11 protein-coding genes and 1 pseudogene are annotated in these 15,155 nt (G+C 60.0%); 3 read left to right on the forward strand and 9 right to left on the reverse strand.

Going from position 1 to position 15,155, the window contains the following annotated elements; all coding sequences use genetic code 11:
• Nucleotides 1-72 precede the first annotated feature (72 nt).
• On the reverse strand, nt 73-954 hold the full coding sequence (locus O3W47_RS23910) for an alpha/beta fold hydrolase (protein WP_137451902.1): 882 nt from the start codon (nt 952-954) through the stop codon (nt 73-75).
• Between the two features lie 225 nt (nt 955-1,179).
• Here O3W47_RS23910 and parE point away from each other — a divergent pair.
• Nucleotides 1,180-3,283: pseudogene (parE, locus tag O3W47_RS23915) on the forward strand (DNA topoisomerase IV subunit B).
• A gap of 420 nt (nt 3,284-3,703) precedes the next feature.
• Here the strand turns inward: parE and O3W47_RS23920 are convergent.
• Genes O3W47_RS23920 through O3W47_RS23930 form a run of 3 tightly spaced genes read right to left on the reverse strand, consistent with a single transcriptional unit; the run spans nt 3,704 to nt 5,021 of the window.
• Nucleotides 3,704-4,312 (reverse strand): ATP-dependent Clp protease proteolytic subunit, encoded by a 609-nt coding sequence (locus tag O3W47_RS23920; RefSeq protein WP_137451900.1) that lies wholly within the window; start codon nt 4,310-4,312, stop codon nt 3,704-3,706.
• Between the two features lie 41 nt (nt 4,313-4,353).
• Complete coding sequence (locus O3W47_RS23925; RefSeq protein WP_262535371.1) at nt 4,354-4,710, reverse strand: SRPBCC family protein; 357 nt, start codon at nt 4,708-4,710, stop codon at nt 4,354-4,356.
• On the reverse strand, nt 4,707-5,021 hold the full coding sequence (locus tag O3W47_RS23930) for an ArsR/SmtB family transcription factor (protein WP_003524773.1): 315 nt from the start codon (nt 5,019-5,021) through the stop codon (nt 4,707-4,709). The genes O3W47_RS23925 and O3W47_RS23930 overlap by 4 nt, the downstream gene beginning before the upstream one ends.
• Before the next feature lie 159 nt (nt 5,022-5,180).
• Here O3W47_RS23930 and O3W47_RS23935 point away from each other — a divergent pair, with 159 nt between their 5' ends.
• Nucleotides 5,181-6,737, forward strand: a complete 1,557-nt coding sequence (locus O3W47_RS23935; RefSeq protein WP_269314736.1) for a phospholipase D family protein — start codon at nt 5,181-5,183, stop codon at nt 6,735-6,737.
• A 15-nt stretch (nt 6,738-6,752) separates the two neighbouring features.
• Here O3W47_RS23935 and O3W47_RS23940 read toward each other — a convergent pair whose 3' ends face one another.
• Entirely contained in the window at nt 6,753-7,586 is an 834-nt protein-coding gene (locus tag O3W47_RS23940) for a response regulator (protein WP_120947574.1), read from the reverse strand.
• Between the two features lie 102 nt (nt 7,587-7,688).
• Nucleotides 7,689-10,259, reverse strand: a complete 2,571-nt coding sequence (locus O3W47_RS23945) for a GcvT family protein (RefSeq protein WP_269314737.1) — start codon at nt 10,257-10,259, stop codon at nt 7,689-7,691.
• Nucleotides 10,260-10,320: 61 nt separating this feature from the next.
• Here O3W47_RS23945 and O3W47_RS23950 point away from each other — a divergent pair, with 61 nt between their 5' ends.
• Nucleotides 10,321-10,446, forward strand: coding sequence for a hypothetical protein (locus O3W47_RS23950; protein ID WP_269314738.1), 126 nt, complete (start codon nt 10,321-10,323; stop codon nt 10,444-10,446).
• A 75-nt stretch (nt 10,447-10,521) separates the two neighbouring features.
• Here O3W47_RS23950 and O3W47_RS23955 read toward each other — a convergent pair whose 3' ends face one another.
• From O3W47_RS23955 to O3W47_RS23965, 3 genes are all read right to left on the reverse strand, one after another.
• Nucleotides 10,522-10,860, reverse strand: a complete 339-nt coding sequence (locus O3W47_RS23955; protein ID WP_080816929.1) for a hypothetical protein — start codon at nt 10,858-10,860, stop codon at nt 10,522-10,524.
• 43 nt (nt 10,861-10,903) lie between these two features.
• The gene (locus O3W47_RS23960) at nt 10,904-12,160 is read right to left on the reverse strand and encodes a hypothetical protein (protein ID WP_269314739.1); all 1,257 of its coding nucleotides are present in this window, start codon (nt 12,158-12,160) and stop codon (nt 10,904-10,906) included.
• A gap of 258 nt (nt 12,161-12,418) precedes the next feature.
• Complete coding sequence (locus O3W47_RS23965) at nt 12,419-15,100, reverse strand: mechanosensitive ion channel family protein (protein WP_269314740.1); 2,682 nt, start codon at nt 15,098-15,100, stop codon at nt 12,419-12,421.
• Nucleotides 15,101-15,155: the final 55 nt, after the last annotated feature.

A 15,155-nucleotide genomic window follows, 5' to 3' on the forward strand; every position in this document is an offset into this window, starting at 1 on the left:
AAAAGCGGCTCGAAGGTTCGAAACAACGGCCAATTTCTGAAAATTCGCCGCCGCTGACCCGAAACAGCGGCCTCAGCGGCTCAAAATCCAGTTCAAAACCACCCGCCAGTCGGTCATGCGCACCGGTGTGCCGTGGCTGCCACTCTCATACCGCGTGAACCGCGCCGGCTCGCCGGCCTTCAGCAAGGAACGGAAGATCGTCGCCTGCTGATCGGCCGAATAGACCTTGTCGGCGCTGCCATGGGTGAACCAGACCGGCTTCTTCGCCCTGGCAAAGGCACTTTTCGGAAAATCCGGATCGACCGCACCGCCGAGGATCGCCATGCCCTTGAGATTGGCGACGGCAGCCGTGTCGCGGCTGATGCCGTAGCAGATGAAACTGCCCATCGAGGCACAGGCCAAAATGACAGGCTTGCCGCCCGATTTTTTGGCCGCATCGGCAATCAGCGCCGCAACATCGGCAACGCCGTTTTCATCGAAGGAGCGCACGCTCGGCACATAATAGGTGCCGCCATTGGCCACAGCGAGGTTTTTCAGCCGGTTGAAATTGCCGCCGAACGTATAGTCGTTCATGCCGAGCCGCCGGTCGCCGCCGCGCCCGTGAATGAATATGACGGTGAAGGCCTGCCCGCTCGCCGGCCCGACGCGGCCGACCTCAAGCGCCCTGCCCTCAACGGAAACGGTTTCCAGCGCCTGCGCCTTCTTCGGCGTCATATCGACATATTGCCGTTTCACCCGCCGCTCGGGCACCTCGTCGCGGCCGTTGATATCGCGCATCTCCTGATATTCGATGACGTCGGACGCGCCGCCATCGCCGGTGGAAAGCACCGTCTGGGCGGAAAACAGCTCATCCTTGAACGGCCGCAGCGGCCCGTCAGAGGCGAAGGCTGCAACCGGCATGGCCGCAACAGTCAGGCTGAAAAGAGTACAAAACGTGAAATGAGCTGTGGACATGCCTTGGCTAACCGTTCATTCGTGGCTGCGAGACTTGCCATTGCAACCTCGCCAGCGCAATCCTCCTGTTGCGAAACCCTGACACAATCGTGGCATAGGATGCGCCGCGTTTGCCAGACGGACCCACTTCAAATCGGACGGGAACCGCGTTTGGCGTTATGATTGACGCTATTGGCATAATGATTCGCATGGCGAAATTCTGACACACGCTTTTGAACTTTGGACATGATGGACGACAGCAACGATCTCTTCTCCGGTCTTCCGGCAGCACGAAACAGCGATACGGAAACGAACGAGGACACCGCAAAGACGCCGGTGACCGCGGCCGCCAACGCGAATGTGCAGCCGAAACCCGCAGCCGTTGCGGCCGTGACGCCGCCCGCCCCCGTATCACCATCCGGTGACGACTACGGCGCGTCCTCGATCCGCGTGCTAGAAGGGCTGGAGCCGGTGCGCATGCGCCCCGGCATGTATATTGGCGGCACCGATGAGAAGGCGCTGCACCATCTCTTCGCCGAAGTCATCGACAACTCTATGGACGAGGCCGTCGCCGGCCACGCCAATTTCATCGAGGTTCACCTCGACGCCGAAGGTTTCCTGACGGTCACCGACAATGGCCGCGGCATTCCGGTGGAAAACCACCCCCAGGTTCCCGGCAAGTCAACGCTCGAAGTCATCATGACCAAGCTGCACGCCGGCGGCAAATTCGACGGCAAGGCCTATGAGACATCGGGCGGCCTGCACGGCGTCGGCGTTTCCGTGGTCAATGCGCTTTCCGATCTTCTCGAAGTGGAAGTGGCCCGTAACCGCAAGCTTTACCGCCAGCGTTTCTCGCGCGGCCTGCCGATCGGTCCGCTGGAAGAGCTGGGCGACGTGCACAATCGCCGCGGCACCCGCGTTCGTTTCCATCCCGATCCGCAAATCTTTGGCGATCACGCGAAATTCGAACCGGCCCGCATCTTCCGCATGGCCCGCTCCAAAGCCTATCTCTTCGGCGGCGTCGAAATCCGCTGGAGCTGCGATCCCGGCATGGTGCCGGGCCGGCGGCGAAATCCCCGAAAAGGCCGTGTTCCATTTCCCAGGCGGCCTGAAGGATTATCTTGCCGCCACGCTCGGCAAGGAATTCACCGTCACCCGCGAGATTTTCTCCGGCCGCACGGAAAAGACCGGCGGCCACGGCGCGCTGGAATGGGCCGTCACCTGGTATGGCGGCGATACGCAGATCCATTCCTATTGCAACACCATTCCGACGCCCGAAGGCGGCACGCATGAGGCCGGCCTGCGCATCGCGCTCACCAAGGGCCTGAAGAATTATGCGGACCTAACGCAGAACAAGCGCGCCAAGGACATCACCACGGATGACGTGATGATCTCGGCCGCCGGCATGCTTTCCGTCTTCATCCGCGAGCCGGAATTCGTCGGCCAGACCAAGGACAAGCTCGCCACCGTCGAGGCTCAGCGCACCGTCGAAAACGCGCTGCGCGATCCCTTCGACCATTATCTCGCCGGCAATCCGGGCGAAGCGGCGAAGCTGCTCGACTGGGTGATCGAGCGGGCCGAAGAGCGCCTGCGCCGCCGCAAGGAAAAGGAAGTCAACCGCAAGACCGCCGTGCGCAAGCTGCGCCTGCCCGGCAAGCTGGCGGATTGCGCCCAGAACACCGCAGAAGGCGCTGAGCTTTTCATCGTCGAGGGCGACTCGGCCGGCGGCTCGGCCAAGCAGGCGCGCAACCGCGCCAACCAGGCCATCCTGCCGCTGCGCGGCAAAATCCTCAACGTCGGCAGCGCCAGCCGCGAAAAACTCTCCGCCAACCAGCAGATCGCCGATCTCATCCAGGCGCTCGGCTGCGGCACCCGCACCAAGTACCGCGAAGAAGATTTGCGCTATGAGCGCATCATCATCATGACCGATGCCGACGTCGACGGTGCCCATATCGCCTCGCTGCTCATCACCTTCTTCTATCAGGAAATGCCGGAACTCATTCGCGGCAATCACCTCTATCTGGCAGTGCCGCCACTCTACGTCATTCGCCAGGGCGCCAAGAGCGCCTATGCCCGCGACGACGCCCACCGCGCCGAGCTGATGGAAACCGTCTTCAAGGGCAAGAAGGTCGAAATCGGCCGCTTCAAGGGCCTCGGCGAAATGATGGCCCAGCAGCTGAAGGAAACCACCATGGACCCCGAAAAGCGCACCCTGCTGCGCGTCGAGATCGACGACGTGGATTTTGAAGGCACCCGCGAGGCCGTCGACAATCTGATGGGCACCAAGGCCGATGCCCGCTTCCGTTTCATTCAGGAACGGGCGGCGTTTGCGGATAATCTGGATATCTGATCATCCGGATGGGTTTTGGGACGGCTCGCCCAGCTGCCGTCAGATTGCGGAGAAAGTACGGAACGCTCTCTTCCGTCATGCTCGGGCCTGTCCCGAGCATCTGCAACGTCTCGATTTAATTGGACGCGATTAGATCCTTGGGACAAGCCCAAGGATGACGTCGCGTATGAGGGCAGGTTGCGATCCCCTCAATGGGCCTCGTATTAGCTATGTCGATGGGGCGCGGAATATCATGCGGATAGTGCTGACGGGCAGTTCCGGTCGGGTCGGCCGCGCGATTTTCAGCGCCTTTGCCGGCAAGCATGATGTCACCGGTATGGATCGCTCCCCCTTTTCCACCACCCATATCGTCGGCGATTTCGCGAACGAAGCGCTCCTGTGGGCGCCAATAACAGCAGGAAATCCGAATAAGCGTCCGGCTTATGCCGCGACATCCTCACGAACGCCCAGAATGCGATCGATCAGGCCCCATTCCAGAGCTTGCTCCGCCGTCATGAAAAAATCCCGGTCCATGGCCGCTTCGAATTTTTCATAGCTCCGTTTGCAATGTTCGGAATAAAGCCGCGTCATACGATGCTTGGTCTGCCGCATCTCTTCGGCATGGATCAGCATGTCCGACGCCTGCCCCTGAAAACCGCCCAGCGGTTGATGAATGTGGATACTGGCATTGGGAAGGGCGCTCCGCTCGCCCGGTTCACCCGCCATCAGCAGAAACGATCCCATGGAGCGGGCCGTTCCCATGCAGAGCGTATGAACGGGTGCGCGGATGTAATGCATGGTGTCATACATGGCGAGACCGCTGGTCACCACGCCGCCCGGCGAATTGATATAGAGATGGATCGGTTTCTTCGGGTTTTCCGCCTCGAGAAACAGCAATTGCGCGCAGACCAGCGCCGAAACCGCATCGTTCACCTCACCGTTGAGGAAGATGATCCTTTCCCGCAACAGCCGGGAATAGATATCGAAAGACCTTTCTCCCCTAGACGATTGTTCGACTACCATAGGGACGAGTTGCATCGCTTCGCGCATCGGCGAACTCCTGTCGTTGAAATGTCGGGGAACGTTCCGGATCAGGCGGCGAGCTTGATCGGCGAACCGTTGTGGTTTGCGGCGGCCTTTATCATCCGGCCGGTATTGACGGGCAGGTCGTGAATGATGCGCAGGCTGGTGCCGCCATGGGCATTCGCCGCGATCCTGAAGGTGACGGTGCTTTCCAGAAATGGCGGATTATCCTCGCGCAGCCGGTAGCGCACCTCCTCGCCGGGCTTGATATCGACCGCCTCGGGTTCCGCCAAAGCCTCCTTCGGCAGCCAGTTTTCACGAAACGCCGGAATGCTGATGGCGCGCCAGACCTTTTGCGGCGGCTCGTCCAGATCATATTCAAGCTCGATGCCGTTTTTCGGCGCTTCCGGTGTCTGCCTGTTCATTGGTCCATATCCTTCAGCAGGAGTTTGAGAGCCTCAATGCGCTGCGGCCAGTAGGCGCGATATTTGCCAAGCCAGGCCGCAATGCGCGTCAGCCCGTCCGGATCCACTTCATAATTGACGAAACGGCCCTGCCGCTTCTCAACCACCAACCCTGCCCCGCGCAACACCGAAAGATGCTGCGACATGGCCGGCTGGCTGATCTCGATCCCCTCACGCAGGGCGGAAGCGTTCATGGCGCCATCCGCCAGCTTTTCGAAAATGGCGCGTCGCGTCGGATCGGCCAGCGCCCGGAAAATATCGTTCTCTGTCATGACAATACATAAGCACACACTTATGTGATTCACAAGCCCTTTCGGCGCGTAGAAAACGCGCCTTTTTCACGCCGAAGGCACGAGGTGCGGTGAACGCTTTATCCCCTCGCGCGTTTTCATCCCGCCTGATACTCTTCGGGCCGGGAGCGATCAAAACAAGTGACTGCATTTACGGTCTTCATCGTCATTCTTCTTATGGTCATCGGGCCGAGCCTGTTTGTCGTCATCGGCAAGCAGCGGGAAAAGGCCATTCCCAAGCGCCCCTCCACCGCCCTGCCCCTTGCGGAAGACGCGACGACGCTGGACCGGCACTGGCAATCGATAAGAAACGGCTGGAACGAGAAGAATGCGCTCTGCCTGCTGCATTCCAACCTCGATGCCTTTGCGGTGCGCGTGGCGGCGGCGCGTGCCGCCGGGCGCAGCCTCGATCTCATGTATTACATGTGGAATGCCGATCTGACCGGACGGCTGATGATGCGTGAAGTCATCGCCGCCGCCGATCGCGGCGTGCGCGTGCGCCTGCTGCTCGACGATCTCGGCGTCTCCATCTCCGACCGCATCTTCCACGCCATCGACAGCCATCCGAATATCGAGTTGCGACTGTTCAACCCCACCCGGGCGCGGGAAAACATCCTGCATCGCAGCATCGAGCTGGTGCTGCGCTTCCGAAGCGTCAACCGGCGCATGCACAACAAGGCCTGGATTGCCGACGGGCGGGCCGTGATCGTCGGCGGGCGCAACATTGGCGACGCCTATTTCGACGCCGCCGAGCGCGCGAATTTCCACGATTTCGATATTCTCGGTTTCGGCGACATCGTCGCCGACGCCACCGAAATCTTCGACGATTACTGGAACAGCGCAGTTTCCGTGCCCGTGCGGTCGCTGCTGGCAAGACGGCCAAACAAACTCGCCAGATTGCGCCGCGAACTGGATGCCCTGCCGAAAAGCGAGGCCGCCAAACCCTATCTGGAGCGGATCGAAAGCCAATATGACCGCGACCATTTCCTGATGTCGGACCGCCTGCACTGGGTCGAGGCGGCGGATATCCTTGCCGATCCGCCCGAGAAAGCGGCGGGCAAACGCCGCAAGGGTCATAACTTCCTGATGGAAAGCCTGCTGCCGCTGATGCAGGCGGCAAGCGACAGCCTGCACATCACATCGCCCTATTTCATTCCCGGAAAACAGGGCGTGGGGATATTTCTACAGCTCGCAGAAAACGGCGTGTCGGTCGCCATCCTCACCAATTCGCTGGCCGCGACAGATGTGGCCGCCGTCCATGCCGGTTATGCCCGCTACCGAAAACCGCTTCTCTCGGGCGGGGTGCGCCTGCACGAGCTGCGCGCGCAGGCCGATCAGTCCAACTTCACCCTGCGCGGCTCGGGACAGGCGAGCCTGCACACCAAGGCTTTCACCCGCGATGGCAGGACCGGCTATATCGGCTCGCTCAATTTCGATCCACGCTCCGCCTCACTGAATACGGAAATGGGCGTCGTCTTCAACTCGGCGCCGTTGGTTGCCTGTATGGACGAGATATTTGCCGGCGAAATCCGCCGCAGTATGAGCTTCGAGCTGGAAATCGACAAAGGCAGGCACATTGTCTGGATGACGGAAGAACAGGGGCGCACGAAAACCTACCGGCGCGAACCCGACGCCGCCATCAGCCGCCGCATCGTCGCCGGCATCATGCGCTTCCTGCCGTTTGAATCGCAGCTTTAACGGGGAAAGCTAAGCTCAGGCCGCCGGCCTTACCCCCGCTTTCGCCAGCTGTATCTGCACCAGCGTATCGAGGTTCTGGTTGACCCGGCAATAAAACTCCTCGTCGATGAAGGGGCGCAGCATGAAATCATTGCCGCCCGCCTTCAGGAACCGCGCCGAAAGCAGCCGGTTGGTGGAGGAGGACACCCCGATGATGCGCAGCTCATGCGACCCGCGCACGGTGCGGATGCGCCGCGTCAGTTCGAAACCATCAATATCGGGCATGTTGTAATCGGTCACCACGAGGCCGATATCGGGGTTGGCCTTCAGGATATCGAGTGCCTTCGCACCGCTATCCGCCAGGCTGACGCGGAAATTATAACGCTTGAGGCGGCTCGAAAGCAGCGCCCGCGCCGTCGGGCTGTCATCGACGATCAGCACATGGTGGCGATGATTGGTGAGGAAGCGACAGACGGATTCCGTCAGCATATCCACGGCGAAAATATTGTCCTTAAGGATATAATCAACCACATCCTTGGCGATCAGCGTTTCGCGCGTCCCCTCGTGAAAGGTGCTGGTGAAAACGATGGTCGGGATCGAAAGATCGATCAGATATTCCAGCGCCTCGCCCTTTTCCGCCCCCGGCAGGTTGATGTTGGAAATGGCCAGCGTCACCGGTTCGGGAGAATGTTCGTAACAGGCCTGCAATTCCTCGAAATTGCGGCACACTTCCACGGTAACGCCCAGCAGCTCCTTCAGGCGCATGCTCACCATCTGGGTGAATACATTGGTATCTTCCGCCAGCAAGATGCGGCTGTTGGTAAAAGGCACGCCAGAATATTGCATGCCCGTAATGCCTAGAAAATTCATTCTGCCCCGATCCCCCATCGTATGTCAGGGAAAGATAGCAGGCTCATTTTTCAGAATCATTAATAACACTTTTGCCGGAAAAGCAGTTGAGCACATGCTTACCTAAACGGAAATACGGCCCACGAGGGGCCGTATTCCAACTTTGGGAGGGGGATGGGTTGATACGCGCAGAAGCGCATTGTCGGTGTCGAACGGGCTCTCTTCCACCACTTCGGCATCATAGGACGTACCGAGAATGCGGATTTTGAGCTTGGTGCCCACGGCTGCATAGTCCGGCTTGAGCATGGCAAGTGCGATGGATTTGCCCATACGCCAGCCGAAACCGCCGCTTGTCACACGGCCGGCAAGCGCACCGTTTTCATCGACGATCGCTTCCGAACCGCGCGCATCGACATCCGTATTGCCTGACACGGTGAGCGTCGAGAACACCCATCTCGCGCCGCCTTCCTTGTAAGCAACCAGCGCATCGCGGCCGATGAAGGATTTTTCCGGGCGCACGAAGCGGTCGAGACCCGATTCATAGGCGTTATATTCGACCGACAGTTCACGTCCCATGTTGCGATAGGATTTTTCGAGCGACATGGAGACCATGGCGCGGATACCGAAGGGCTTGATGCCGAATTCGGCACCCGCTTCCATCAGCCGGTCGAAGATGTAGTTCTGCATCTCGATCGGGTGGTGCAGTTCCCAGCCAAGCTCGCCCACGAAGTTGACGCGCAACGCATGCGCCGTCGCCACGCCGACGGAAATCTGCTTGCCGGTGAGCCAGGGGAAATCCTTGTTCTCAAGGCTGGTGCGGGTCAGCTTCTTCAGGAGATCGCGCGACTTCGGACCGGCCAGAACCAGCACGCCATATTTCTGCGTGATCGGCTGCAGCACCACGGAACCGTCTGTGGGCGCAAGGCGGCGCAGAACGTCATGATCATGCGCCTCGAGACCACCGGCCGAAACCATGTAGAAGCGGCCCGGCGCCCATTCATAAACCGTGAATTCCGCCTTCACGCCGCCATTCGGCGTCAGAAGATGGGTGAGCGCGATACGGCCGCGCTTCTTCGGCACAATGTTGGCGAGAATGCTGTCGAGCCATGCCCGCGCGCCGGGACCGGACACTTCCATCTTGGCGAAGGCCGACATATCGAGCACGCCGACATTCTGGTGGACATTCTTCACCTCGTTGCCGACATGTTCGAAATAATTCGAGCGGCGGAACGACCATTTCTCGACGATACGGCCGTCCTCCAGAGCCGGCGCATGGTTGTGGCTGGTGATGACATCCGCACCGACGCCGAGATCTTCTTCGCGCAGCGCATAACCTTCCGGCGCATACCAGTTGGCACGCTCCCAGCCATAGACCGAGCCGAACACGCCGCCGAGCTTCTTCAGGCGGTCATAAACCGGCGTCGTCTTCAGCGGGCGGGCGGCGGAGCGCTCTTCGTCCGGATAATGCATGGTGAAGACGTTGGCATAGGCTTCCTCGTTCTTGGCGATGAGGTAGCCTTCCGTGGCGTAAGGGCCGAAGCGGCGCGGATCGACACCCATCAGGTCGAGCGTCGGCTCGCCATTGACGATCCATTCGGCCAGCTGCCAGCCGGCGCCGCCGGCAGCGGTGATGCCGAAGGAATGGCCTTCGTTCAGCCAGAAATTCTTCAGGCCCGGTGCGGGGCCGACAATCGGGTTGCCGTCGGGCGTATAGGCGATGGCGCCGTTATAGACCTTCTTGATGCCCACTTCGCCAAAGGCCGGAACACGCACCATGGCGGTTTCGATATGCGGCATCAGGCGGTCGAGTTCTTCCTGGAACAGCTCATATTCGCTGTCGTCGGAGGGACCGTCGACATAACAGACCGGCGCGCCGACTTCATAAGGACCGAGGATCAGGCCGCCCGCTTCCTCGCGCATATACCAGGCCGAGTCGGATTCGCGCAGGACGCCCATTTCCGGCAGGCCCTGGCGGCGACGCTCCTGAATGGCCGGGTGCGGCTCGGTGACGATATATTGATGCTCGACAGGGATGACCGGGATGTTGATGCCGACCATCTCGCCGGTCTTGCGGGCAAAGGAACCCGTGCAGGAGATGATGTGTTCGGCGATGATCTCGCCCTTGTCGGTCGTCACCTTCCAGTGACCGTCTTCCAGCTGCTCGATGGCGGTGACGGTGGTGTTGCGATAGATCGTCGCCCCGCGGTCACGCGCGCCCTTGGCGAGCGCCTGCGTCAGATCGGCGGGCTGGATATAACCGTCATCGGGATGCTGGATGGCGCCGAGCAAGCCGTCCGTCTCGCAGAGCGGCCAGATTTCCTTCACCTGCTCCGGCGTCAGCATGTTGACGCGCACGCCGATGGTCTCGGCAATGCCGGCATAATACATATATTCGTCCCAGCGATCCTTGGTGCGGGCGAGACGGATATTCGAAACCTTGGAGAAGCCGACATTCATGCCGGTCTCTTCCTGAAGCTCCTCATAAAACTTCACGGAATATTTATGAATCTGGCCAACCGAATAGCTCATGTTGAACAGCGGCAAAAGCCCGGCCGCATGCCAGGTGGAACCCGAGGTCAGCTCCTTGCGCTCGATGAGAACGCTGTCGCTCCAGCCCTTCTTGGCAAGATGATAAAGCGTCGAAACGCCAACGACGCCGCCACCGATCACCACCGCCCGTGCATGTGTCTTCATTTACAGAACCCCTGAAAAGCGCCGGCCTTGCCTTATTCCGCCGACATTGGATGGGAGGAATATGAAGCGCTTGCGGGTTGTTCAGCCGCCTGATTGCGACATGGCCATAGGGTGCTGCGACAGGGAAGAAATTGCCGCCATCGAGCTGGGCTTTCGTATTGCCGCCGCCCAGCAGGACGACGAATGAGAGGATGTCGGAAAAATACCTACTATGGCAGCGTCGGGATTTTCAAACCTCATGGCACCCAAGACCAGCAGACGCCTATTTGGACCACCTGTTCTGAAGCTCCTTCTGCATATCAAGCATTTTAGGCTCATCCAGCTTGAAGTCCTTCAGCATATTATTGCCTGGGATAATGATCGTTTCCTTGAGCACGGGGGCACCCGGCAAGTTATGGATACCGCCGCCGCCCGGTGCCGGTGGTGGAATGGGAATAGGACTCCTGGGACCGGGCGGTGGTGGAGGCTCGCAAGGTGGAATCTCATATCGGCAGTCTATGGCAAATGGGAGGAAGACACCATTGACGGGCTGTGCAAACACCTCTTGCGAATTCATCAAAAATGAAACGGCAAGTCCGAAAAAAATCGAAGCGCTTTTCATTTCCCTGCCTCCGTTGAGGTCGCACATGCCAGCACGGTGCCTTTTACTTTTTATCAGCGGAGGCTTTCGCCAGATCGTCCCTCCAAGCAGGCGTGCTGCCACGCATACCCAGTGAAACGGAATTGAACCCGATAACTAGTGGCCGCGCAAAACGACGATCAGAAAATAGGCCCGAACTATTGGCGCTGCGGATGGCGTTTTCAGCCGCAAGCCTGTCCTTTATGGCGGCCTCTGCCGGAACGTCTTTGGGCGGTTCCGTGGCCGATGACGTCACAGCGTCCTGCAATTTCTCCATGTCGGGCTGACGGCTGGCCAGATTGGCTTCGATCAGCCGACCACGCCCGTTGGTGACCTTCACACCGCGCGTCAGGAATGCCTGGCGCACCACAAGCAGCCGGATGTCATAGATGTAGCGCAGACCGCAATCTTTGGTTTCCGCACTTCTCAAAATGTCGCGGCCGAGAATATAGGACAGCTTCTCCCGCAGATATTCATCGTTACAAAGAAGCTGCGTCTTCTCGCCGGCACAAAACTGAATCAATGCGTATTGAGCGTGAAAAGGATTGATGGCGTAGGTCTGGACGTTCTGCAGCTCGATTTCCTCGACATCAGCACGCGCGCCACCGAAACCGATAGTGTTCCAGAGGCCGGCCATGCCTTCCCTTCGCTCGATCTTGATAACCGGGAAGAGCACATCCTTCACCTCAAGACCCGAGGTCGTGCCATTATTCTGGACTTCGCTGCGCGGCTGCGAAAGGGCAAGCTTTTCCTCACCCTGCTGCCAGGTATTGTCACCGAAATAAGGGGCTTCCGATTTCAGGGAAAGATATTGTCGAAGATCCGGTATCTGCGTCACCTTGACGTAGCGGCCAATGAAGGATTCGCTCTGGAGATCGTCCGGCAGCGATTTAAACTTATGGCCTGAATCTACGACTTCGGCGATGATATCGCCGACGTAGATATCCTCCTGGGGCGGATAGACCGGCGTTATGCCGAGCCGTCGGATGGATTCATTCCAGCGTTTGGGCAGGTAATCGTCGGTCACATCCGTCTCACCCATCAGGAAAAACAGACCCGCCGAGCCGATAACGACCCCCGCCGTCAGAAGGGACAGCCGGGCGGCATGGGGCTGCATCCACGCCCAAACCCCCTTCAGCTTCTCACGAAGAGATGTTTTTGCAGGAACCGGGCCCGGAGGCTGGGCAGGCTGGGCAGGCTGGGCAGGCTGGGCAGGCTGGGCAGGCTGGGCAGGCTGGGCAGGCTGGGCAGGCTGGGCATTCTCATCGACTGGATCCGGCATTTGAACCCCGACAGGAAAGAAATAAACTAAATAATAACCATAATATATCAACTTACAGTTTACGTAGCAATACAGTCATCGCGGGTATTTCGATCATTTTTTCATGACGGCGGCCGGGCATATCCGACCTCCATCAAAGTAAAAAGCTATCCCGGAAAGTATCCACCATCCACCGCAATGCAGCCGGGTGCGAGACATGGTCGCGCACCCACCGGAACCGATTCCGGCGGCCCAATGATCGACATCGGCCGTAGCCGCTCAATTGTCCTTGCCGACCACCTTCGCCGTCGTCGGCCGTTCCGCAACGGCCTTGTCGCCCGTCTTGTCACCTGCCTTGCCCGCATCCTTTTCCCGCACAGCGCCGGCAACGGGCGCTGCCGCACCCGTATGGGCCACCACCGCCTTGTCGCCCTCCTCCGAAAGCAGCGCCGCCAGCATCTGGGGGTTGGCGTCGCCCTCCACGTGGATATTGAGGTTGCGCTGCGGGAACGGGATGTCGATCCCCTCCTCCCGGAAGCGCTGGAGGATTGCGATACGCAGCGCGTTTTTCACGCCAAGACCATTGGAGAGATCGGCAAGGTGGAAACGCAGTTCGAAATCCAGCGAAAAATCGCCGAAGCGGAGGAACTCCACATGCGGCTCGGGATTGCGCAGCACCGGCGGCTGGGCGCGCACCAGTTCCAGCAGAATATCCATCACCTTCTGCGGATCGGAATCGTAAGAGACGGAAACGGGAATTTCCGCGCGCATGATGCGGTTGCGGTGTGTCCAGTTGCCGACCGAGGAATTGATGAATTCCGAATTCGGCACGATGATCGACTGGCCGCGGAAGGTTTCGATCTCGGTGGCGCGCACGGAAAGCCGCTTGACGGTGCCTTCCGTCGTGCCTGTCACCACCCAGTCCCCCACCTTGAAGGGGCGTTCGACCAGCAGGATGAGGCCGGAGACGAAGTTCGAGACGATGTTCTGCAGGCCGAAACCGATACCGACCGAAAGGGCCGACGCCACCAGCGCCAGGCTGGAAAGGTTGAGACCGGCCGAAGACACGCCGAAGATGGCCGCCACCGCGATACCGAGATAACCGATACCGGTCTTGACCGAATTGCGCACCCCGGCATCCACCTGGCCGCGCGCCATGACGTTATTGTCCAGCCACTTCTGGAACCAGCGGGTGATGATGTAACCGATGGCGAAAACGAGGACGCCGCCGAAGAGGCCGATCAGCGAAATGGAGGCATTACCGACGGTGATGCCGGTCAACAGACGATAGGCCCAGCTTTCGATATCGCCCGGCTGGAACCCCCAGGAAAACAGGATGAGCGGCACGCCGAAGGCAAGCGCGACGGCATAGATGCCAAGCCCCGCGGCAAGGCCGGCCTGATCGAGCGCCACCACGCCGAGACCGAAACGCCGGGCGAGATAACGGCCGGCAAGCGATTCCGCAAAGGCGCCCTGTCGCGAAATCGCCTTGCCGGAGAGAATGCCGATATACATCGTCGCCAGCACCGCGCCGGTGGCGACGATCTGCGTGGCAAGGAAACGCGCAAGCCCGACATAACCCGTCAGGCAGGCGCCGATGAGAACGAGGCCGCCCACCCGCAGCAGGATGACGAGCCAGCGCGGCAGGCGCTGGTTGCCGGTCTCGTAATCCTGCCCCTCGCCGATCACCGGCCGCAGGAACGATACGGTCAGCAAGATAAGGCCGATGATGATCGAGGCGAGAAAGCTCTTGGCAACGGTGACGATCAGCGGTGAATAAAGCGTCTCGCTGATCGTGCCGAACAGGTAGTCGAGCCCGTTGACGAGCGCCATCAGCAACACCGCCGAGGACAGCGTATGCGCGCCCTTGTTGGACACCTTCAGAAGGCGCCATTCCGGCTGCGTCGGCGCAAAGATCGCATAGCTCAGCCGCGAGACGAAATAAACGAAACCGGTGACCGCCATCGCCCCGAACAGGATCGGCGCGATGTCTGATCGCAGCACGTTGAAATTATCGAGGAAGAAGGCGGAGGTGACGAGAAACAGGAACAGTGACAGCGACTGCACCATGGTGGACCAGAAGGCCACCGAAAGCCGTCTCAGATAGGAAGGCTCGCCCGTAAAGGCCCGCCGGTCCATGCGGCTGCCGAAAAAGCGGTAACCGCCCACGAGAAACAGCAGGGCGGCCATGATCGACAGCGTCACCGCCCCGAACATCGGCAGGCGCTTGTAATTCCAGACGAAGCTCGCCCAGCTGCTGAAAGCGTTGTTGAGGTTGGTCAATTCGGTCAGAAAGGCGGAGGAGGCATCGCCCAGTGTCTGCGCCGAAACTTCGGTGCGCTTGAACAGCGTGGCGGCGAAAAGCGCCCGGCGAACGGCGGTGATGTTATTGGAAATCTGCGCGGCATTGGTGGCCGTGCTCTCCACCTCGCCGGCAATCGCATTCACCTCGGCCCGTTCCGCCGTCAGCCGGTTTCGCTCCTCCGTCACCATGCTCGCTTCCGGCGGCTGGTCATCCGCAGGCGCCGCACCGAGCGCATCCAGCCGGGTCTTGATCTGGTCGAGACGGGTGCGCAGCTTGGTGTTGGCGGCGGCGGCATCGGCGGCAATGGTGTCGGCGCGGCCCTTCAGGTCCACAAGCTGCACATCATCGCTGCCGCCCGCTTCCACCTGTTTGGCGATCGCCGCGACATCGGCCTTCCATTTCTCCAGTTCCGCCCTCGCCTGTTCGACGGTCGAAGCCTGGATAGCCACCGGGGCGGGCGATGTTGTTTCCCCCTGCGCCGCCGCCGGCATTGCCGACAAGAGACCGCCGGCCAGAAAAAGCACCATGGCCATTATCGCCGCCATGGCGCTCCATTGCCGCCGATCCCACACCAGGCCGTCGAATACCCTTCTGCCGTCCATCAATCCGCCGAACATCAACCGCACATCCATGCCTTTCGTCTCTTTGCGCCGCATCAGGCTTTTTAGCGCCTGCCGCGCGGAAAACCACCCGCATAAAGCGAGGTTTTCA

The sequence above is a fragment of the Agrobacterium sp. LMR679 genome, from assembly GCF_027157905.1.
Lineage (GTDB): Bacteria > Pseudomonadota > Alphaproteobacteria > Rhizobiales > Rhizobiaceae > Agrobacterium > Agrobacterium leguminum.